Annotated in this window: 20 protein-coding genes and 1 pseudogene; 13 read left to right on the top strand and 8 right to left on the bottom strand. The window is 62.2% G+C overall.

Annotated elements, in window-relative coordinates; all coding sequences use genetic code 11:
- Positions 1-31: 31 nt before the first annotated feature.
- Positions 32-1,241 (top strand): annotated as a pseudogene (locus AB8A33_RS21525) (MFS transporter).
- 32 nt (positions 1,242-1,273) lie between these two features.
- Here AB8A33_RS21525 and AB8A33_RS21520 read toward each other — a convergent pair.
- Entirely contained in the window at positions 1,274-2,047 is a 774-nt protein-coding gene (locus tag AB8A33_RS21520; protein ID WP_439062889.1) for a protein phosphatase CheZ, read from the bottom strand.
- A 296-nt stretch (positions 2,048-2,343) separates the two neighbouring features.
- On the opposite strand from AB8A33_RS21520, the gene AB8A33_RS21515 reads away from it, so the two are divergent.
- The gene (locus AB8A33_RS21515; RefSeq protein ID WP_439094633.1) at positions 2,344-3,135 is read left to right on the top strand and encodes a L,D-transpeptidase; all 792 of its coding nucleotides are present in this window, start codon (positions 2,344-2,346) and stop codon (positions 3,133-3,135) included.
- 68 nt (positions 3,136-3,203) lie between these two features.
- Here AB8A33_RS21515 and AB8A33_RS21510 read toward each other — a convergent pair whose 3' ends face one another.
- Positions 3,204-4,007 carry a DUF2076 domain-containing protein gene (locus AB8A33_RS21510; RefSeq protein WP_439094632.1) on the bottom strand — a complete coding sequence of 268 codons (804 nt, stop codon included), beginning with the start codon at positions 4,005-4,007 and terminating at the stop codon, positions 3,204-3,206.
- A gap of 136 nt (positions 4,008-4,143) precedes the next feature.
- The gene (locus tag AB8A33_RS21505) at positions 4,144-5,049 is read right to left on the bottom strand and encodes a LysR family transcriptional regulator (protein ID WP_439094631.1); all 906 of its coding nucleotides are present in this window, start codon (positions 5,047-5,049) and stop codon (positions 4,144-4,146) included.
- A 139-nt stretch (positions 5,050-5,188) separates the two neighbouring features.
- Here AB8A33_RS21505 and AB8A33_RS21500 point away from each other — a divergent pair, with 139 nt between their 5' ends.
- Positions 5,189-6,262, top strand: coding sequence for a tartrate dehydrogenase (locus AB8A33_RS21500; protein WP_439094630.1), 1,074 nt, complete (start codon positions 5,189-5,191; stop codon positions 6,260-6,262).
- A gap of 75 nt (positions 6,263-6,337) precedes the next feature.
- Positions 6,338-7,306, top strand: coding sequence for a tripartite tricarboxylate transporter substrate-binding protein (locus tag AB8A33_RS21495; protein WP_439094629.1), 969 nt, complete (start codon positions 6,338-6,340; stop codon positions 7,304-7,306).
- Here the strand turns inward: AB8A33_RS21495 and AB8A33_RS21490 are convergent.
- The 5 genes from AB8A33_RS21490 to AB8A33_RS21470 form a co-directional block, all read right to left on the bottom strand.
- Positions 7,303-8,148, bottom strand: coding sequence for a ChbG/HpnK family deacetylase (locus tag AB8A33_RS21490; RefSeq protein ID WP_439094628.1), 846 nt, complete (start codon positions 8,146-8,148; stop codon positions 7,303-7,305). The two genes, AB8A33_RS21495 and AB8A33_RS21490, sit on opposite strands and share 4 nt — an antisense overlap.
- Positions 8,145-9,191, bottom strand: coding sequence for a glycosyltransferase family 2 protein (locus tag AB8A33_RS21485; protein WP_315840774.1), 1,047 nt, complete (start codon positions 9,189-9,191; stop codon positions 8,145-8,147). The genes AB8A33_RS21490 and AB8A33_RS21485 overlap by 4 nt, the downstream gene beginning before the upstream one ends.
- A gap of 90 nt (positions 9,192-9,281) precedes the next feature.
- Positions 9,282-10,259: an ATP phosphoribosyltransferase gene (gene hisG / locus AB8A33_RS21480; RefSeq protein ID WP_439094627.1), complete on the bottom strand. Its 978-nt coding sequence runs from the start codon at positions 10,257-10,259 to the stop codon at positions 9,282-9,284.
- On the bottom strand, positions 10,256-11,422 hold the full coding sequence (locus AB8A33_RS21475; protein ID WP_439094626.1) for an ATP phosphoribosyltransferase regulatory subunit: 1,167 nt from the start codon (positions 11,420-11,422) through the stop codon (positions 10,256-10,258). The genes hisG and AB8A33_RS21475 overlap by 4 nt, the downstream gene beginning before the upstream one ends.
- A gap of 113 nt (positions 11,423-11,535) precedes the next feature.
- The gene (locus tag AB8A33_RS21470) at positions 11,536-12,300 is read right to left on the bottom strand and encodes a 16S rRNA (uracil(1498)-N(3))-methyltransferase (protein WP_439094625.1); all 765 of its coding nucleotides are present in this window, start codon (positions 12,298-12,300) and stop codon (positions 11,536-11,538) included.
- A 205-nt stretch (positions 12,301-12,505) separates the two neighbouring features.
- Here AB8A33_RS21470 and AB8A33_RS21465 point away from each other — a divergent pair, with 205 nt between their 5' ends.
- From AB8A33_RS21465 to AB8A33_RS21425, 9 genes are all read left to right on the top strand, one after another.
- Positions 12,506-13,210, top strand: a complete 705-nt coding sequence (locus tag AB8A33_RS21465; protein ID WP_439096002.1) for a hypothetical protein — start codon at positions 12,506-12,508, stop codon at positions 13,208-13,210.
- Between the two features lie 25 nt (positions 13,211-13,235).
- On the top strand, positions 13,236-14,168 hold the full coding sequence (gene ubiA, locus AB8A33_RS21460) for a 4-hydroxybenzoate octaprenyltransferase (RefSeq protein ID WP_439094624.1): 933 nt from the start codon (positions 13,236-13,238) through the stop codon (positions 14,166-14,168).
- A 33-nt stretch (positions 14,169-14,201) separates the two neighbouring features.
- Complete coding sequence (locus tag AB8A33_RS21455) at positions 14,202-15,140, top strand: LysR substrate-binding domain-containing protein (RefSeq protein ID WP_439094623.1); 939 nt, start codon at positions 14,202-14,204, stop codon at positions 15,138-15,140.
- A gap of 147 nt (positions 15,141-15,287) precedes the next feature.
- A complete protein-coding gene (locus tag AB8A33_RS21450; RefSeq protein ID WP_439094622.1) occupies positions 15,288-15,830 on the top strand; it encodes a thiamine pyrophosphate-binding protein in 543 nt (180 codons plus the stop codon).
- Positions 15,818-16,414, top strand: a complete 597-nt coding sequence (locus AB8A33_RS21445; RefSeq protein ID WP_439094621.1) for a thiamine pyrophosphate-dependent enzyme — start codon at positions 15,818-15,820, stop codon at positions 16,412-16,414. Before AB8A33_RS21450 ends, AB8A33_RS21445 begins: the two co-directional genes overlap by 13 nt.
- A gap of 115 nt (positions 16,415-16,529) precedes the next feature.
- Positions 16,530-17,525, top strand: a complete 996-nt coding sequence (locus AB8A33_RS21440) for a Bug family tripartite tricarboxylate transporter substrate binding protein (protein WP_439094620.1) — start codon at positions 16,530-16,532, stop codon at positions 17,523-17,525.
- 20 nt (positions 17,526-17,545) lie between these two features.
- Positions 17,546-18,982 carry an FAD-binding oxidoreductase gene (locus tag AB8A33_RS21435; RefSeq protein WP_439094619.1) on the top strand — a complete coding sequence of 479 codons (1,437 nt, stop codon included), beginning with the start codon at positions 17,546-17,548 and terminating at the stop codon, positions 18,980-18,982.
- Between the two features lie 375 nt (positions 18,983-19,357).
- The gene (locus tag AB8A33_RS21430; RefSeq protein WP_439094618.1) at positions 19,358-19,867 is read left to right on the top strand and encodes an SGNH/GDSL hydrolase family protein; all 510 of its coding nucleotides are present in this window, start codon (positions 19,358-19,360) and stop codon (positions 19,865-19,867) included.
- A complete protein-coding gene (locus AB8A33_RS21425) occupies positions 19,765-21,291 on the top strand; it encodes a tetratricopeptide repeat protein (RefSeq protein WP_439094617.1) in 1,527 nt (508 codons plus the stop codon). The genes AB8A33_RS21430 and AB8A33_RS21425 overlap by 103 nt, the downstream gene beginning before the upstream one ends.
- Positions 21,292-21,319: the final 28 nt, after the last annotated feature.

The following is a 21,319-nucleotide window of genomic DNA, read 5'->3' as shown; positions in this document are numbered from 1 at the left end:
GGTCCCGCCATTCCCTTGAAGACGTGAGCCCATGCACCGATTGCGCGACCTTGTTTTCGGACCGGGCCGCGCGGTCCTCGTGCTGGCATTCACCCAGATCCTGACCTGGGGCATCCTGATCTATCCACCGGTGCTGACCATGCCGTATGTCACGGCGGCACATGGCTGGTCGCTGGCCTTTCGGCATGGCGGGTTTTTCGCTGGGGCTGATTGTATCGGGGCTGCTGTCGCCGGTGGTTGGTGGATTGATCGACCGCCTCGGCGGCAATGTCGTCATGGCATCGGGCGCATTGGCGGGTGCCTTGGGTCTCGCTCTATTTTCAGTAGCCGATCATCCCGCGACCTATCTGGCCTGCTGGCTGTTGCTCGGCGCTGCAATGTCCGCGTCGCTCTACGATCCGGCCTTTGCCACGCTAACGCGGATATTCGGGGCATCGGCGCGGCGGCAGATCACCTTCGTGACCTTTGCAGGCGGTTTCGCCTCGACGGTCGGCTGGCCGGCGACCCATCTTCTGCTTGAGGCTGTCGGCTGGCGCGGGACGTATCTGACCTTCGCAGCGATCTTCGCTTTTGTCGTTGCGCCGCTTCATGCCTTTGCATTGCCGCGCCACGTCGCCGTCGCGCCTCTGCCCGTGGTGGACGCCGTTGTCGTTCCCCAGCAAGCAACCCTGCGGCCGGAAGGCTGGCTGTTCATCCTGCTGGCGGCAGCTTTCTCGCTTTACAGCTTCATTCTGTCGGGCGTGACCTCGAACCTGCTGGCGCTGCTGGAGCGCGGCGGGCTCAGTGCTGCAACGGCGGTGACCATCGGTGCGATGTTCGGTCCGGCGCAGGTGGCATCACGGCTGGCAGACTTCATGCTGGCGGGGCGCACCCATCCGCTGTGGATCGCGCGCGGGGCGGTGGTGCTGGTGGTGTCGGCCTTCGCGATGCTGGCATTGGCCGGGATTTCATTTCCGCTCGCGGCGCTGTTTGCGGTTGCTTTCGGCGCCGCCAATGGCGTCATGACCATCGCGCGCGGCGCGCTGCCGCTGCTGATGTTCGGTCCGGTCGGGTATGGCCGCGTCATCGGCCGTATCGCGCGGCCTGCCTTGTTCGTGCAGGCCTTTGCACCGTTCGTGGTGGCATCGGCGGTCGAGACGCTGTCGGACCGCACTGTACTGCTGCTCGGGACGGCGGGAGCGTTGATCGTACTGGTCTGCTTCGTGATGATAAAAACGCCGGGCGTTGCGGCCCGGCGTTAAGTCGTTTCTAACCTTGCGCGCAGGTTCCGGCGTTAGCCGAACAGCGCGTCGATATCGTCCTGCGAAGCGTGGCCGATATCGCCGTCCAGCTTCGGGCCGTTGAGCAGCTTGTCGTCTTCGCTGCGGTCATCGACCTTGGCCGGCGCATGCGCCTTGATCTCATCGACGCCACCCCAGATGTCCATCATCGCAGTGATGCGATTTTCGATGAACTTCATCGTGGTCATCACCTTGCTGATGCGCTGACCGGTGAGGTCCTGGAAGTTACAGGCTTCGAAGATCGCGACGACGTTATCGCCGATCTCTTCCAGCATCTGCTTCTGCTGATCGGGTGAAGTCACCTTGCCGAGCGCTGTCGATGCATTATCGATGGCTTCGGCGGCGGCGAGAATCTGCTGCGTGGCTTCTTCGGTGCCGCCGACAACGGCGCCGAGTTCACCGTTGACCTTCGCCATTTCGTCGCCTTCGAAGCTCTTGCCGTGAAGAACTGCGATTTCCATCTTGGTGCGGGTAATAGCGTCGTGGATCAGATCGAGTTCGATCTTGAGCTTCTCGCACTGCTCGATCTGAGCGCGGTAGGTGGCGAGCAGCGCCTGTGCTTCCGCAACCTGCTGATCGGCGGCGGCGCCGACCTGATCTGTCACGGCGTTGCGGGCCGGCGCTCCCATCTGTGCGCGGATCGCGCGGAGCTCAGCCATGATTTCGCGATGCATTGGCATCGGCTCGCTGCTGCCCACTACTTCATTGGGCATAGGCGCGGTACCGAAAACTTCTTCAATGCGAAATCGCTTGCGACGAACAGACATCAGGTCCCCCAACGTTCAATCAATCCCCCGTTCGTATACCCATGAGTTTAACGTGAAGTTCACGCGGGAACATCGCACCGATAGCCGATAATCGTTGCGCAAACTGTTAGTTAACCATGGGGCTTTCGCGTTCATTCAAAATAAACGCTACCAAATAGAACTGCGCCGTTTGACGACGTGGTGAATCCAAACGGCGATTGTGTTTACCAAACCGAGGCGATTTTAACCTTAAGTCGGAGTGTGCAAAGCGCTTCTCAGGTGAGAACGCGCACGACGAAACAGTGCAGAGTACGTCGATGTTCAAAAAGTTCTCTCTCACGCTTCTTGCCAGCGCATCTTTCATCGCCGCTGGATCGCATCAGACGCTAGCGGTGGAAGCCGCGGCGCCATTCGCCGAGCCTCCGGTGGTGTATGCGCAGCAGCCGCAGCGCCCGATGCAGCGCACGGCCTATGCCGAACGCTCGCGCATGGGTGGCGGCTTCATCGAGTTTCTGTTCAGCGATGGTCCGGCGCAGCAGGGCCAGCGTTATCAGCAACAGCAGGACTACTCTTACGAGCAACGACGTTCGCTGCTGCCGCCGATGGATCCGCAACAGCGCGTCTATCAGCAGGAGGAGACGGCCGATGCCGCGCGCCCAGCGCTCGATCCTAAGTATCAACCGCAGATGGTCGAATATCAGGGCAGCGAAAGTGCCGGCACCATCGTCGTCGATACGCCGAACAAATTTCTGTTCCTGGTGCAGGGTGGCGGTAGGGCAATGCGCTATGGCATCGGCGTCGGCCGTCCGGGTTTCACCTGGTCCGGCGTAAAGACGATCACGGCGAAGAAGGAATGGCCGTCGTGGACGCCGCCGAAGGAAATGCTGGCGCGCCGTCCTGATCTGCCGCGTTATATGGAAGGCGGTCCGGAAAATCCGCTGGGTGCGCGCGCGATGTATCTCGGTTCGACCCTGTACCGTATTCACGGCTCCAACGAGCCATGGACAATCGGCACCAACGTTTCTTCAGGCTGCATCCGCATGCGCAACGAGGACGTCATCGATCTCTATGGCCGCGTCGGTGTTGGCGCCCGGGTAGTCGTGATCTGATTGATCTTCCGTCACATGAAAACGGCCGCTCGTGAGAGCGGCCGTTTTTGTGTTGCTGGTCTAAACGATCAGGCCAAATCGCTGTCGTCGGAATCCATGTCCATGGCGTCGTAATCGCCGTCGTCCTGGTCTTGATCTTGGTCCTGATCGGCATCGGCCTGCGCCTGATCGAACGATCCGGCGCGGGAGCCGCTGGACGAACCGATATCATTGACGCCGGCCTGATTGCCGAGGCTGCCGCCGGAAGAATCCGAACCGGAGCTCCATGGGCTCTTGCTCTCGCTGGCATTGGCGGCATCGCCGAAACCTTGCTGATGGCTGCCACCCATCATTGAACGGATGCTGCCGAGCAATAGTGAGCCGCCGACGACGCCGGCTGCGGCTGCCGCTGCGGTACCCAGAAACGAACCGCCGCCACCGCCAGCCTGAGGCTGCTGCTGGCCGAACTGTCCCGGCGCCTGACCTTGGCCATAGCCGCCCTGACCATAGCCACCCTGTGGCTGGCCGATGACCTGCCCGGTGTTCCAGGCAGCACGGCTAGGCTCGGGCGGGCGAACGCTCGGCACAGAGCCGCGCGGCTGGTTCGGGTTCTGACCCTGACCGAACAGGGCGTCCCGCATCGAATCGAGGAAACCGCCCTGAGCGGCCTGTTCCGGGGCGCCGTTGCCTTCCAGTTGCTGGATGCGCTCATGGGCGCGCTTCAGCGCTTCGTCCTGCAGCAATACGGTCTGCACCAGCGCATACAGCGCATTGGGTGCGCGGCGCTGGCCCTGCGCAATGGCGTCGAGCGCGTCTGGATCGCGTGGCGCGCCTTCGACCTTGCTGAGCCGGTCAAAGAGATCGTCAACCAGTTGGCGTTCTTGCGGTGTCATGGCGTCCTCTGTCTTCAAAGCGCGCTTGCTTTGCGCGCTGGAGATGTAGTGACGCTTTGTGTCGCAATAAGTGCCGCCCGGATTAAATTTAGTTATGCGACAAAACGACCGGCAGGCCTTGTCGTGCTTCCTCTTGTCATGCTTCCTGCGCGTAGCGCGCCAGATTGGCCTTCAGCATGTCGAGAATCTGATCCCGCGCCGGATCGCGGGTCCCTCTGACCCAGGCTGCGGCGAGTGGCAGTCGGTTCATGGCCGCCATGCCTAGCGGCATATAGCGAACGCCGCGTGCGGGCATGCGGGAGGTCCAGCGCGGCACGATCGCCAGTCCGATTTCGGCGGCGACGAGATTGACGATGGTCTGCTTCTCGTCAGCGATCTGCACGACATTGGCCTGCAGCCCGGATTCCGCAAACAGCTTCATCGTCAGGTCATGACTGTGCGGCCGTGACCGTCGCTCCGGCACGATCAGAGGCTCGTCGGCGATGTCGGCAATCGTCAGATGTGCGCGCGATGCGAGAGGATTCCGTTCGGAGACGGCCACGACGGCTGTCTCGTGAAACAGAAACATGAATTCCAGCCGCTTGTCGGCACTCTCGGGCGGCCGGACGAAAGCGAGATCGAGCCGGCCCGACAGCAGGCGCGGCAGTAGCCGGATCGTCTTGTCCTCATCCAGCTTGATGGCAACGTCAGGGGCGCGCTCGCGAAGATCGTGAAGCAGCGCCGGCAGAAGCCCGGCGGCGGCGCTGTCGATTGCGCCGACCCGGATCGTGGCTGCACGGGCTCGTACGCGTGCGCGGAAGGACGACGCGATCTGATCTGCGCGGGCGAGCAGGTCGCGTGCCTGTTTCAAGAACTCGGCGCCGTCATCGGTCAGGGCGACGCTGCGCGTCGTGCGCGTCAGCAGGCGTGTGCCGAGATCGTCCTCGAGGAGGCGGATGTAGCGGCCGAGTGCCGACGGCATCATCTCGAGCCGCTGCGCCGCGCGGCCGAAATGCAGTTCGTCCGCTGCCGTCACGAAACAGCGCAACTGGTGCAGATCCATCAAGCCTCCCGATGGCGCCCTTCCTTCGGTCGCCTCGAAAGTTATTATACCATTTATTTATATAAACAATCGCGATTGAGCCGGGCGTGGCTCGCCTGCAGGGTGGGGAGAGCCAGTTCAACCCAGCAGAGACCTCACCATGCGCGAATATTCCATCGCGGCCATTCCGGCCGACGGGATCGGTCCCGAAGTCATCGCCGCCGGCATCCGCGTGCTCGAAGCCCTGCAGAAGCGGGTTGGCGACGTGACTTTCAATGTCGAGACCTTCGACTGGGGCTCGGCCTATTACCGCAAGCACGGCGTGATGATGCCTGCCGACGGTCTGCCCAAGCTGAAGAAGTTCGACGCCATCTATTTCGGCGCTGTGGGCGCACCGGATGTTCCCGACCACATTACGCTATGGGGCCTACGGTTGCCGATCTGCCAGGGCTTCGACCAATACGCCAATGTGCGCCCGACCAAGATCCTGCCCGGCATCACCTCGCCGCTGCGCAACGTGAATACCGGCGATCTCGACTGGGTGATCGTGCGCGAGAATTCCGAAGGCGAATATGCCGGCTGCGGCGGCCGCGTGCATCGCGGGCTGCCGGAGGAAGTCGGCACCGAAGTGTCGGTGTTCACCCGCGTCGGCGTACAGCGCATCATGCGCTATGCCTTCAAGCTCGCGCAATCGCGCCCGCGCAAGCTGCTCACCGTGGTCACCAAGTCGAATGCCCAGCGCCATGGCATGGTGATGTGGGACGAGATCGCCGACGAAGTGTCGAAGGATTTCCCGGATGTCACCTGGGACAAGATGCTGGTCGACGCCATGACCGTGCGGATGACGCTGAAGCCGCAGAGCCTCGACACCATCGTCGCGACGAACCTTCACGCCGACATTCTCTCCGATCTCGCCGGCGCACTGGCCGGCAGCCTCGGCGTGGCGCCGACGGCGAATATCGATCCGGAGCGCCGTTTTCCCTCGATGTTCGAGCCGATCCACGGCTCGGCCTTCGATATCACCGGCAAGGGCATCGCCAATCCCGTCGCCAGCTTCTGGACCGCTGCGCAGATGCTCGATCATCTCGGCGAACCGGATGCCTCGGCGCGGTTGATGCGTGCGGTGGAGAAGGTCTGCGAAGCCGGCATCATCACGCCGGATGTCGGCGGCAAGGCCACGACGAAAGAAGTGACCGACGCCGTGGTGGATGCGATCCATAGTTCAAACATCTGACGCGATTTCCGAACGCCCCGGCCTCACCGGGGCGTTCGCTCTCAATAAATCAAAACAATATTTAGGGAGGATCTCATGAAAGCCACAGCTACACTTGCGTTTGCGATTACGCTGGCAAGCTCCGCTGCCTTCGCGCAGGGCTATCCCAACAGGCCGATCACCATGCTGGTGCCGTTCGCGGCCGGCGGCGCCACCGACACCGTCGCGCGCGTCACCGCTGCGACGATGTCGAAGATCCTCGGCCAGACCATCATTATCGAAAACGCCACAGGCGCTGGCGGCACCATCGCCGCCGCACGCGCGGCCCGCGCCGAGCCGGACGGCTACACGATCCTGATCCATCACATCGGAATTTCCACGGCAGCGACGCTGTATCGCAAACTGCCTTACGACACCAAGACCGCTTTCGCGCCGATCGGTCTCGTCACCAATGCGCCGATGACCATCATCGCGCGGCCAAATCTGCCGCCGAACACGCTTGCCGAGCTGATCACCTATATCAAGGCCAACGGCGACAAGATGACGTTCGGCAATGCCGGCCTTGGCGCTGCGTCGCAACTGTGCGGGCTGATGTTCATGAATGCCGTCGACAAGCAGATCCTGTCGGTGCCCTACAAGGGCAACGGCCCCGTCATGAACGACCTGATCGCCGGCCAGATCGACCTCACCTGCGATCAGACCACCAACACCACCGGGCCGATCGGGTCCAAGCTGGTGAAGGCCTACGCCATCACGACGAAGACGCGCCTGTCGTCAATGCCGGATCTCCCCACCGCCGACGAGGCAGGCCTCAAGGGCTTCGAAGCCGGCGCCTGGCACGGAATCTATGCGCCGAAGGGAACGCCTGACGATATCGTGCAGAAACTGGCGAAGGTGCTGCAGGAATCGCTGCGCGATCCCGAGCTGATCAAGCGCTTCAACGACATTAACACCGATCCGGTGCCACAGGATCAGGCGACGCCACAGGCATTGAAGAAGCAGCTCGATAGCGAGGTCGATCGCTGGGCGCCGATCATCAAGGCGAGCGGGCAGTTCGCGGACTAGCGCGCCAGCGTCACGTTGTTTGTTGCCAGCAACTGCGCGAAGGCATCGTTTGCCAGATACTGATATTCGCGCTCGCGCTGATCTGTGAACGGATCGAGGTCGATCAGAATATCATCGACATGACCCGGGTGGCACATCACCAGTCCGCCATCCGGAAGGCCGTTGAAGAAGCCGGCCATCAGTGTGCCGAAGTCGGCTTGCTTGGTGAAGTCATAGGCGCCGGAGAATCCCGGATTGAACGTCACGCCGGCGCGCGTCGCACGTCGGCGGAACGTGGCACTGAGCGCGTCGAGCAACAGCGCTTTCGGATTATCGAGGCGTTGGCCTAGCGGCAGCACGCGGCCCGATTGGCGGACCCAGGCTTTCGGCGCATTTTTCTTCACCGCGGTGAGAAGCGCATCGCGCACCTGCGGGAATGTCTGCACGTGCTGGTGCCCGTCGACATAGTCAGGTGCACGCCCGAACAGGGTCGCAAACTTCGCGATCTGCGTCGTCAACTCGGTTTCGATCGCCTCGCGATCGAGTTTTCGCAACAGGCTGAAGCGCAGCATCTTGCCAAGCGGCAGGAACAGTTCGTCGAGCAGCGGCCGGTAGTGCATCGTCAGCGGATGAAACGGGGCGGTCAGTGTCGCATGTAGCCCGATCTCGCAGTTCGGATTCTTGGCGACGGCATCCTGCAACGCACTCACGTCATCGCGCGAAATCGCAGGACCGACCACCATCACGGATGTGGCGTTGAGGCGTCCAAGCGCAATGAGTTCGCGGATGCCCTGATTGACGCCGGGGCTGATGCCGTAATCGTCGGCGCAGAGTGTGATGCGGCGCAGGGCTGCGCCGGTCATTCGGCAGCGGTCCGGTCGGTGGTTTGCCCCACGCTATCGGGAGTGTTGCGCTTCACGCTGTGCTCGGCGACGAAATAAATCGGCCGCGCCTTCAGCTCAGACAGGATCTTGCCGATATATTCGCCGAGCACGCCGATCATGATCAACTGCACGCCGCCGAGGGTCATCAGGCCGACGACCAGCGATGGATAGCCCGGCACCGACTTGCCGGAGACCCATGTCTCCCACAGGATCGACAGACCGAACAGAAACGCGCCGAAGGCGAGCAGCAGACCGAGCAGGCTGGCGAACCGCAAAGGCGCCACCGAGAACGAGGTCAGGCCTTCGATCGACAGGCCGATCAGTTGCTTGGGATTGAACGACGTCACGCCGTGCTCGCGCGCCGCGGGTTCATAGTCGACGCGGAGCTGGCGGAAGCCGATCCAGGTCGCCAATCCTTTGAAGAACCGGTTGCGCTCCGGCAGTTGGCGCAGCGCCGCCGCAGCACGCGGTGACAGCAAACGGAAATCACCGGCATCTTCCGGAATTTTCTGCCGCGCGCCCCAGTTGATCAGCGCATAGAAGCCGCGCACGGCCTGGCGGCGCAGGAAGGACTCGTTGTCGCGATGCGCCTTGGCGGTATAGACGACGTCATAGCCTTCGACGATCCAGTGGCGCACCAGCTGTTCGACCAGCGACGGCGGATGCTGGCCGTCGCCGTCCATGAACAGCACCGCGCCCTTGGTGACATGGTCGAGCCCCGCCATCAGCGCGGCTTCCTTGCCGAAATTGCGCGACAGCGACACGACCTGAACGTCGAGCGACGTGGCTTGCAGGCTGCGCGCAACCGCCAACGTGCCATCGGCGCTGCCGTCGTCGATATAGACGACTTCGCAGGCGAGGCCGTGGCGTTCTTTCAGTGTAGTCGCAAGCTCGGCCAGCCGCTCGTGAAACAAAGCAAGGCCGGGCGCCTCGTTGTAAACAGGCACAACGATCGACAGGCCTTGTGCCGCGGCGGTCGCGGCATCGGTCGATAGGCTCGATACGTCGCTGCCCAGCATCATCGATCAGATTCCGATATCCAAAATATGCTCATGAATCATATGGTAATCAGCCGGTGCGTCCGCCAGCAAGGCGAAACGCCGTGCTGCGCGTTACTGCCGCAAGAACGCCTCAAGTTTGGCGAACAGCGGATTCTCGCGATCCATCACATAGTCGAGCGAGGCGACCGAGACGGTATCTGCGCCGTTGGCACGCAGGAAGCTGCTCAGCGCGTAAAGCTGCGCCGGCGGGCAGTGCAGCGTGATCATGCCCGACGAGGTCGGGCCGCCGAACGGCGACACCACGCCGAAACGGCTGTGCGCTTCGGTGAGGAGCGCCTGATTGCAGCCGGCGAAGCGGGTGCGCACTTCCTTGTATTTGCTGGCGCGGGCGCGCGCGGCAATGTGGTCGAGAATGATGCGCGCGGTTTCCAGAGACTGCGGCGACCAGTCGGCAGCGCGCGAGGCGACGAGATTGGCCTGGCTGCGCAGGATGACGCCATCATCCAGTACCTTGAGGCCGTTGGCGACAAGGGTCGCGCCGGTGGTGGTGATGTCGACGATCAGTTCGGCGGTGCCGGTGGCGGGCGCGCCTTCGGTGGCGCCGGCGCTTTCGATGATGCGATAGTCGACCACGCCATGAGACGCGAAGAAGTTGCGCGTCAGGTTGATATACTTCGTGGCGACGCGCATGCGGCGATTGTGCTGCGCGCGGAAGCCGGTGGTGACGTCGTCGAGATCGGCCATGGTGCGGACGTCGATCCAGGCCTGCGGTACGGCAACGACCACATTGGCGCTGCCGAAGCCGAGGCCTTCGATCAAAGCAACCTTCTTGTCGGCATCCGGGATACTTTCACGCAACAAATCTTCGCCGGTGATACCGAGATGCACGGCGCCGCGCGCCAGATTCGAGGCGATCTCGCTGGCCGAGAGATAGGCGATTTCGACATTGTCGAAGCCGGCAATGGTGCCGCGGTAATCGCGCACGCCGCCCGGCTTCGCCAGCGTCAGGCCCGCGCGGGTGAAGAAGGCTTCGGCGTTTTCCTGCAAACGGCCCTTGGACGGAACGGCGAGGACGAATGGTGCGGTCATGACGCGCTCCCGGAAACGAGCGCCGAGGAGGCCTGTTGGGTCAAGGTTTCGATCCAGACCGAGAAACCAACCGCGGGGATTGGCGTGGCGGAGCCGAGCTGCGTCAGCAGTCCGTCATAACGGCCGCCAGCTACCAGCGGCTCGGTGCCATTGCCCTTGCGGTGCAGTTCGAATTCGAAGCCGGTGTAGTAGTCGACGCCGCGGCCGAACGACGTCGAGAAACGCGTCTTGGTGGTATCGATGCCGCGCGCCGCCATGAAGCCGATGCGGCTTTCAAATTCATCGATGGCGGCCGTGATGTTGAGCTTGGCATCGGAGGCGAGCTTGCGCAGTTGCTGCAGGGCATCGTCGGGATCGCCTGAGATCGCGAGAAAACGCTTGATCAGCACCAGCGCATCCTTCGGCAGCGCGCCGCCTTTCAGCGTCGACTGTTCGAGGAAGCGATCGGCGATCTCAGCCACCGAACGGCCGCCCACATTGGTGGCGCCGGCGATCGACATCAGGTCGGTGACCAGTGCCAGCGCTGCCTTGCGGTCGGAGCCCGCGAGAGCCGCGAGCACGCCTTCATATTCGTTGCGGACGGGCGACTCCGCGAGGGTCAGCCGGTCGAGGTCGTGGGTCAGGCTGATCTTGCGGTTGAAGTCCTTCATCAGCCGGCGCTTCCACACCGGATAGAGGTCGAGCGCCTCGATCAGCGCCGCGAACAGCGCGACGTCGCCGGTGCGGATTTCGATATCAGAGAGACCGAAGGCCGCAGTCGCCTCGAGGCCGAGCGCCAGCATTTCGGCGTCGGCGGCTGCACGGTCCTGACGGCCGAAGGATTCGATGCCGGCTTGCTGGAATTCGCTGGGCGTGCCCTGCCGATAGCGGAACACCGGGCCGAGATAGCTGAAGCCCGAAGGCTGGCCGGCCTGCGGTGAGGCGAGATAATCGCGCGCCACGGGGATCGTGAGATCCGGCCGCAGGCATAGCTCTTCGCCCGACGCGTCGGTCGTCAGATACAGGCTCTTACGGATGTCTTCGCCGGACATATCGAGGAATGGATCGGCCGGCTGCAGGATCGCCGGCTCGGCATGGGCGTAGCCGGCCTCGGCAAACGACAACAGCAGTGCATCCGCCCAGGCGGCGGATCCGGTCGCGCGAGGGGCGGCGGGTTTGGTCATCTCGAAGTCCAGCAATCTCAACAGAGTGGTCGTTGGCGCAGCCCATAGCATGGCGGTTGCGACGTTTCGACCACCATCGCCCGGTGGCCTTAATGTCGGGTCATGGCAGCGGGTTATTTGCCTACTTGGTTACCATTCCAGTCACCAAGCGCGGTCTGCACCAGCGCCAGCGCCGCCACCGCCGCCGTATCGGCCCGCATGATCCGCGGTCCGAGCGCCAGCCGGAGAATATTGGCCTGTTTCAGCAGAAGAGCCCGTTCTTCCTCGGCAAACCCGCCCTCCGGGCCGATCAACACGTCAATTCCGGCGGAGGCAGCCTCCCGGGCGCCGGTCAGCGCGGCTATGGGATCTGCCACTTCCGCGGCCTCGTCGCAGAAGATCAGCAGCCGCTTGGCATCCCGCTGGTCGAGATATTTGGGCAAGTTCAGCGGCTCGGCGACAGCGGCCACGCTCAGGATTCCGCATTGTTCGGCCGCCTCAACCACATTGGCGCGCATCCGCTCGGTATTCACCCGGCTGGCTTGGGTAAAGCGCGTCATGACTGGCTGCAGCGCCGCGGAGCCCATTTCGATGGCCTTCTGCACCATGTAATCGAGCCGGGCATGTTTCAGTGGTGCGAACACGTAGGTGACGTCCGGGAGGCGGTCCTGCGGCCGGGTCTGCGTCAGCAGGGTCAAGCGGTCCGCCCGCTTGCCGCCGGAAATTGCCGCTTGCCATTCGCCGTCCTTGCCGTTGAACACCAGCACCGAGGCGCCGGAGCCTAGCCGCAGCACATTGCCGAGGTAATTGCTCTGGTTGCGGTCGAGCGAAATGGTTGCGTCGGCTGCAAAAGGCGCATCAACAAACAGGCGGGGACTGCGGAAATCGGCTTGCGGCATCGTTCATGTTCCATTCAGAGGGCGAGCTTTAGCCCAACTGCGACGAATTATCATGCGAGAACGTGGGTTTGCGCCGCGCTGCCGCCCGAATCCGCGTGCTGTTGGTGGGTTGTTAAGGCTTGGCAGGAATCGTAGAAAGTCCTGAATCAGGATGGGCTTCGCCCCCGATAAATCGGGGCACTGAGCTGCCGGAGGAATATCTGTGATCATCCGTCGTTTGATTGTGCCGTTGTCGATGGCCGTGTTCGCCATGCAGGCTATCGAAGTTCATGCCCAGGGCGCGTTTCCCGCGCCGCTGCCGGGCAACAGCTCGGCCGCACCTGCGAGTTCGTCGCCGTTTCCGCCGGTGAACGGCGCGCCTGCCAGCGCGTCGCCATTTCCGCCGGTTAATGGCGCAGCGGCTGCGCCCAGTGCGTTTCCCTCCAATGGCGCTGCGCCGATCGGTGGTGGCGGCTTCGGCGCCCCCCCGCCGCAGCAGGCGGGCCCGCCCGGCGGCGAAGATTGCATGAAGGGCTTCATGCCCCTGCGCCAGGACGCCGAAAAGAAGGGGGCTGCCATCAAGGCTGCGAGCGAACGTCGCGCGCCTCCGGACGAGGCCTGCAAGCTGATCACCTCCTTCTCGCAGACCGAAGTGAAGATGATCAAATACATCGAGGCGAATGCGCAGAAGTGCGGCATCCCGCCCAATGTCGGCGAACAGATGAAGACCGGCCACAAGAACACCGAAGGCATGCGGCAGAAGGTCTGCAGCGTCGCGCAGCAGCAACGCGGTGGTGGTGGCGGCGGCCCGGTGGCTGCGCCGCGTTTGAGCGACGTGCTGGGATCCTCTGCAGCATTGCCCGAAGCCAACGCCAAGAAGAGCGGCGGCACCACCTTCGATACGCTGAACGGCAACGTGCTCACCCGATGATCGGGTGGCAGATCATTCTGTTCCAATGAGCGACGCGGCCGCCCGCGTAGCGGATGCGACCGGCAACTGGGTCGATCGCTCTGCACCTTTATGGTCGCGGCCGTATCTGCGGCTGTCGCGTTTCGATCGTCCGATCGGCTCATGGCTGCTGCTGATGCCGTGCTGGTGGTCGGCGGCGCTTGCCTCCGGCATGGCGCATGATATCCATCAACTGCCCAAGATGATCGCGCTGTTCTTCATCGGCGCCTTCGTCATGCGCGGTGCCGGCTGCACCTGGAACGACATCACCGATCGCGACCTCGACGCCAAGGTGGAGCGCACGCGCTCGCGGCCGATCCCGGCCGGGCAGGTCACGGCGAAACAGGCTTTTGCATTTCTGGTGCTGCAGGCACTGATCGGTCTCGTGGTGCTGCTGCAGTTCAACACTTTCGCCATCGCGACCGGCATCGCCTCGCTTGGCATCGTTGCCGCCTATCCCTTCATGAAGCGCATCACCTACTGGCCGCAGAGCGTGCTGGGCCTCGCCTTCTCGTGGGGCGCGCTGATGGGCTTCGCCGTGGTGTTCGGCCGCATCGATGCGACGGCGCTGCTGCTTTATGCCGGGTCGATCTGCTGGGTGATTGCCTATGACACGCTCTACGCTCATCAGGACACCGAGGACGACGCGCTGATAGGCGTGAAGTCGACGGCGCTACTGTTTGGGGAACGCACGCAGGCCGCGCTGACACTGTTCTACGGACTGGCCGTGGTGCTGATCGGAGCGGCACTGTTGTTGGCTGGCGCGCGCTGGCCGGCATGGCTCGGCCTCGCGGCGTTCGCCCTGCATCTGGTCTGGCAAGTCGCACGCACCGATATCAGCGACTCCGCATTGTGTCTGCGGCTGTTCAAGTCCAACCGCGACGCGGGGCTGTTGCTGTTTGCAGGATTGCTTGTGGATGCCATCATGCGGGCGGCGTAATCGCGCCTTCCTAAGCACTGGTGGACCACAGAGATGGACGTCGCGCAGCTCAAGACACTCATCCACGTGGCCGAACTGGGTAGTCTGAGTAAGGCCGCCGATCGCCTTCGCATCGCGCAGCCTGCCTTGAGCCGGCAGATCAGACTGCTGGAAAAAGAACTCGGCGCGGTGCTGTTCGAGCGGCATGGGCGCGGCATGGTCATCACGGAGATGGGCCGTGAGGTTCTCAACCACGCCACCCGCGTGATGACCGAGCTCGATGCCATCCGCAATGTCACGTCGGAGGAGAGCGCATCGTTCAAGGGGCTCGTCTCCATCGGCACGACGCCGACCGTGGCCGAAATCGTCACCGTTCCCTTGGTCAAGAAGATCAAGGAGGTGCATCCGCAGCTCTCGATCCGGCTGTCATCGGCTTTCACGGGCCATCTGCTCGACTGGCTGCAGCGCGGCGAACTCGAACTCGCCGTGTCCTATGATCCGCAGCCGCTGCGTTCACTGCGCATCGTGCCGGTCATGATGGAGAACCTGTTGTTCGTCAGTGCCGGCAGCAAGGGGTTGCGGATGGATCGGCCCGTTCCGTTCGCGGCGCTGGCCCATGAAGAACTGGTTCTGCCGAGCCTGCGCCATGGCCTGCGCGGGATCATGGAAGAGTGCGCGCGGCAGGCCGGCATTCAATTGCGCGGGAGCGTCGAGGCGGATTCGTTCGGCGCGATGATCGATCTGGTGCGTAACGGCGTCGGCTCAACGGCTTTGCCACTTGCGCCGATCCATGCGCTGGTCGAGAGCGGCGTGCTCTGTGCGGCGCCGCTGGTCGATCCGACACCGGCGCGGAAACTGGTGCTGGCCTATCCGGCGGATCGTTCGGTCAGCGCGGCGGCGCGCTTTGTCGGCGATACGTTCACGGAGATTGCCGCCGATCTCGTGGCCCGGAATATCTGGGTCGGCCACATGATCGATCCCGAGAAAACGTAGCTGCGTCGCACCATTCGCGCGCTGTCGAGTGCTGCAACGCCAGAGATCAAATCTCGGCATATCTCATCAAGCAAATCTGTATGCGTTGCGCGGTCTGCTTTGGGCTAAGCGTGAGTCAGCGCTATGCCGCAAGCAACGGAGACTGGAATGTCAGATGCAGGGCCCACGCCCGGTTCACAGGTGGATTGGCGGCACGATGTGTTCCGCATCCTGAAGGAGGCCGACGTCAAGCACATCGTCTATGTGCCCGATGCCGGCCACTCCACGGCGATCCGTCTCGCCGACGAAGACAATGCGATCAATTCCGTGGTGCTGACCACCGAGGAGGAAGGCATCGGCTATCTCGCGGGTGCCTGGCTCGGCGGCGAGCGCGGCGCACTGCTGATGCAGTCCAGCGGCGTCGGCAATTGCATCAACACGCTGGCGCTGCAAACCTGCACACGCTTCCCGCTTCTGATGGTCGTGACCATGCGCGGCGACTGGGCCGAATTCAACGCGTGGCAGAACCCGATGGGGCAGGCGACCGAAAAGGCGCTCAACCTGATGGGCGTGCTGACTTGGCGCGCCGATGAGCCGCAGGATGTAGCACCGCTGTTGCATGGTGCGGCATCGATGGCATTCAATGGCGATGCAGCCTGTGCATTGCTCCTGGGGCAGCGTTTGATCGGAGAGAAGCAGTGGGTCAAGTAAATGCAGGCGGCGCGCTCGATCGCCGCGAGGTCGTGCAGAAGCTGCTGACCGGCCGCAAGGATCTTCTTGTGGTGACTGGCCTCGGCTCACCATCCTATGACGTGATGGCTGCCGGTGATCACGACAACAACTACTATCTTTGGGCGGCCATGGGCAGCGCGGCCATGGTCGGCCTCGGGCTGGCCACGGCGAAGCCCGACCATTCGGTGCTTGTCATCACCGGCGATGGCGAGATGCTGATGGGCATGGGCGGGCTTGCTACCATCGCCACGCGCAAACCGGCCAATCTCACGATTGCCATTCTCGACAATGGGCATTTCGGCGAAACCGGCATGCAGGTCAGCCACGCCGGGCTCGGCGTCAATCTCGATCGCGTGGCGCAGGCCTGCGGCTTCGGCTGGACGCGCGAGATCCGCGACATGGCCGGCGTGGACGATCTGCGTAGCCGACTGTCGTCGCGCGATGGTGTCAAGCTCGCGACTATCAAAGTGAAAGCGGAAAACCCGCCGCGCGTGCTGCCGCCGCGTGATGGTGTCTATGTGAAGAACCGATTCCGCGCAGCGCTCGGACACGCGCCGCTCTGAACCAACGGAAGGGCGCTCATCCCCATGGATGCGGCGCCCTTCTGACTATCGTTGGGAGACCCAATGCTGGAAAACCAGTGTGGGAAACAAAAACATCATCAAGGGTAGGGAAACAATGGCGAGCAAGATCACGCGCCGCACGTTCTGCCGCTCGGCAGCCGTTGCGGCGTCCAGCATGATGATTCCTGGTACCAGTGTCTGGGCGCAGGCCGAATTGCCGAAAAGCCCGATCACGCTGGTCGTGCCTTTCGCCGCAGGCGGGGCCACCGACATCGTCAGCCGGCATGTCGCGAAGAAGGTCTCCGATCAGCTCGGACAATCGATCGTCATTGAAAATGTCGGCGGCGCAGGCGGTGTTGTTGGTGCCACGCGGGTCGCGCGCGCGAAGCCCGACGGGTTGACGCTGCTGATGGGCACCATCTCCACCCACACGATCAATCCGCTGATGGCGAAGGTGCCGCCTTACGATCCGGTCAAGGATTTCACCGCGATCTCGATGCTGGTCACGGTGCCCAACGTGCTGATGGTCTCCAAGCAGGTGCAGGCAACCACAGTCAAGGAGCTCATCGCGCTGCTCAAAGCCGACCCGACCAAATACAGCTACGGATCGTCCGGCGTGGGCACGCCGCCCAATCTGTCGGGTGAGCTGTTCAAGGTGCAGGCGGGCGTGAAGATGGAGCATGTGCCCTATCGCGGCGGCGCGCCGGCCATGAACGACCTGATGGGCGGACAGATCCCGGTTCTGTTCGACGTGCTGAGCGGCGCGGCGCCGTTCATCAAGGCAGGCTCGATCCGCACGCTGGCGGTTACGACTAAAAAGAGATCGCCGTCGTTCCCAGATATCCCGACGATCGCGGAGTCCGGCCTGCCTGATTACGAGACCTATACGTGGAACGCGGTGTTCGGCCCGCCCGGCATGGCGCCGGCGCTTGCAGAACGTTTGAGCGCAGAGTTCCGCAAGGCTGTTGCCGATCCCGAAGTGGCGAAGAGCCTGCGCGAACTGAGCGGCGATCCGGTGGGCTCGACCGGCGCTGAGCTTGAGGCGCAGGTCAAGGCCGAGGGCGTGAAGTGGGGCCCGATCATTCAGGCCGCGGGCCTCAAGTCGGAATAGACAGTCGAAAGGATCGCCTCTTGCCTCTTACGGATAGCGAACGCGCCGCGTTTCTGCAGGCGCTGACGGCAATCATTGGCGACAAATATGTGCGAACCGGCGTGGATGCCGAACCGTATCAGCAGGACTGGCGTGCGCGCTATCGCGGCGAGGCCGTGGCTGTCGCCTTGCCTGCGAGTACCGACGAGGTATCGGCGGTGGTTCGCTTGTGCGGTGAAAGCGGCGTCGCCATCGTACCGCAGGCCGGCAATACTGGCTTGACCGGTGGTGCCATCGTTCCGGATGGCGTGGCGGCGCTGATCGTCAATGTGTCGCGGCTCAATCGCGTGCGCAATGTCGATCCGCTCAACAATGCGGTGACGCTGGAAGCCGGCTGTATCCTGGCCGATGTGCGTGCACTGGCGGACCAGCATGATCGCCAGTTCCCTGTGCTGCTCGGCAGCGTCGGCAGTTGCGAGGTCGGCGGGCTGATCTCCACCAATGCCGGCGGCACCGGCGTGCTGCGCTATGGCAATATGCGCGAACAGGTGCTCGGGCTGGAAGTGGTGCTGGCAGACGGGCGTGTCTGGAACGGCCTCAAGGCGCTGCGCAAGGACAATACCGGCTACGATCTCAAGCAGCTGTTCGTCGGTGCCGAGGGCACGCTCGGCATCGTCACCGCCGCTGTGCTGAAACTGTATCCGAAGCTTGTCGTCTCGGCGACGGCAATGGTGTCGATGGACGAGGTCTGCCAGGCGATTGGGCTCTTGCAGTATCTGCAGCGCACCACGGGCGGTCGTGTCGAGGCCTTTGAACTGATGTCGCAGAACCAATTGCAGATCGTGCTGCGTCATGGTTTGGGGAGTGGAAGTCCGATGGCGGACGAAGCGCCATGGTATGTGCTGCTCGAACTGGCCGACAGCGCCGCGGACTGGAATGCCGTGGAAAGCCTGGAGACGGCACTGGCAGCAGCGATGGAGGACGGGCTCATCGGCGATGCGGTGATCGCAACCGATCAGGCCAAAGCCGACCGGATCTGGAACCTGCGTCACACGATTTCGGAATCCAACAAGCGCGAAGGCTTTACGGTATCGAACGATACGTCGGTACCGATCTCGGCGCTGCCGGAATTCATCACCCGCGTCACGCGTCGGCTGCAGCGCGAGCTGCCGAATGCGCAGGTCGCGCATTGCGGTCATGTCGGCGACGGCAATGTGCATGTGATCGTCGTGTTTCCCTACGACATCGGCGATGCGCAGGTGCGCGAGGTTGCGGCGCATGAGGCCAACACCATCGTGCATCAGGAAAGCGTGGCTTGTGGCGGCAGTATCAGCGCCGAGCATGGCATCGGCCGTATGCATATCGATCGGCTTCCGCTCTACACGTCGGAGGTCGAACTCGATCTGATGCGACGTGTGAAGCTTGCGCTCGATCCCGACCGGATCATGAATCCGGTCAAGGTGTTGCGGTTGCCTTGAGTGAATCGGCAGGAGGCTCCTGCCGACTTCTTCATACGCGGCGCCTGCTGCACCTAAAACGACGTCACCGATAGGGATATCGACGCCAGAGTCGCGCGCAAGTTCGCGGCCGATCCCGACCGGTCAGGTCACAACCAAGCAGGCGTTTGCATTTCCGCTGCTGCAGGCGCAGGATCGGCGTTGCTCAGCCGATGTACATGCGCCTGAGCGGACCTCGAACATGTCCGATGCCGCAATATTCGAATGCCATTGGCCACTCTGCGCATCGGCCGACTGAAGAGTTGCGCTCTCCTTGGAATGTAACTACTCTTTTGTAATTGCTTATAAATTTGAGCTATCCTTCCCAGTTTTCGTATTTGATTTTGGGGGATTGGCATGACGTTCTCGAAAATTGCGTGCGCTTTGCACATTGCGACATTTTTCTTTTTAGCTTTGATTTGTCCCGCATCGGCGCAGATCGTCGCCATCGGTGGAAGTAACACTCAGGGTCGCGGGGTGAGTTCTTCCGAGTCTTATCCAGCGCAGCTCCAGACAATGCTGGAGGCTAAGGGCTCCAGAATGCGCGTTGTGAACGCCGGCATATCGGGTGACACGACGACCGGAATGCTGGCTCGTCTGTCGAGTGAAGTGCCTGAGGGCACAAAGATCGTGATCTTGCAATTTGGCACCAACGATTTTCGTCGAGCGAATTTCGATCCGGCTGTGCGTCAGGCGAATATGGCCAGCATAGAGCAGCAGTTACGCGCGCGGAGAATCAAGATCGTTCACTCTGATCGTCTCGCATGGGCGGCGCTGGCGGCTGGCTTGAAACAGTCGGATGGCACTCATTTGACAGTGGAGGGCCATCGACGGGTTGCCGCTCAATTGCTTCCGTCGATACGCTGATCGCCGTTGTGGCGCCCGTCCGGTCGGTAAAAGCCGCGACATCGAAAACGGCGCCGCCGAGGCAGCGCAGCGCTGCTTCAAAAAAGAACTTTCTGAAATCTCAACTGGAGAAACGCACGTTCGGCGAGCTGGTGATCGCCGTAAAGGCCATCGCGGTCGTTTTTATAACGGTCGTTCCTGCGGTGCTTGCGATAGTTGTCGTATCGAACGCGATACGTGATACCGGCGTCGTGATGTCATACCTTCGCGTACCGCAGTCGTTCGAGGCGATCGGCTATTCTTCTGAAACAGCCACTCAGCAATTGCTTGATGAAATATCGATCCTGAATAAGAGTTCAACTGCGGCCAAACCGAAAACGCAAATAGGCGACGCTCACCTTCTGGAAGCTTTGTCCTCGATCGAAACGCCAACCGGCAACCTCGATATCAAGTCGGTTCAGTCGTTGATACAACGTGTGCTGGGCAAGACTCTCATTCAGATCTCGGGAGAAATCACGACCCGCAAGGAAGACGGTCGTGAGCTGACGCGTTTGCGTTTGCGCCAGACACCCGGTCGCGAGACTCTGATCGATGTCGAAACATCGCAAGGCCCTGACGGTCTCTTCAGAAAGGCTGCCTTGAACCTTCTTGAACATATCGATCCTGAGATAGCGGCGGGGATTTATTGGCGGGAGTATCGCGACGAAGAAAATGCGTTGCGGCTGATAGCGATAGCCCTTGCGGGAGGATATCCCGACGCTGAAAAATACGCGATCAATCTGAAATCATTCATTCTCGCATCCCGTGGTCAAGCCGCTGAAGCCCTGCAGGCGTCGGATCAGGCAAGAGCAATGGATGCAGCTTTCGTCGGGGCTGAGTACTCCCGAACGTTTGCCCTGCTTGCCGGACGGCGATTTGACGAAGCTCTGGTGGCTGCCAAAGCGGGTGTGGAGCGCGCTCCGGGCTCCGTCAACAGCTTCACCACGCTTGGATTCGCACTTCGGGCTCTCAACCGGAATGACGAATCGATCCAGGCTTTCAAGGAGGGCCTGCGCCTCGACCGGTCCAGCGTCCTCGCGTATCGCGCTCTGGCAAATATCTACAGCAGCCTGGGCCAATCCAAGGAAGCAAGCGACACACTTTTTACTGGCGTGGCGACTGTGCCACGAAGTGCGTTTCTACAATTCGATTACGGAGAGAATTTACGCAAGAATGGGCGTCAGCACGACGCTATTGGACCCTTGAGAAAAGCCTACGGGCTGCAGCCCGATAATTTGATGTTTCTCATTGGACTGGCAGAAGTTGAACTGGGGGAAGGTCATGACGCCGAAGCGCTTCGGATGGCCTCCATCGTCAAGATGCGCGTCAACAACGGCGAGAAGGTTGCGCAAAACTTCAAGCAGCGAGCTGATGCACTGATCTCACGCCTCGGAAATGCGCCGTAGTCGGACCTGATCTATCGCAACAGGCGCG

The sequence above is a fragment of the Tardiphaga sp. 813_E8_N1_3 genome, from assembly GCF_051811025.1.
In the GTDB taxonomy this organism is placed as follows: Bacteria; Pseudomonadota; Alphaproteobacteria; order Rhizobiales; family Xanthobacteraceae; genus Tardiphaga.
The sequence above is the reverse complement of the archived record's forward strand: the minus strand, read 5'-3'. Positions and strand labels throughout refer to the sequence as shown.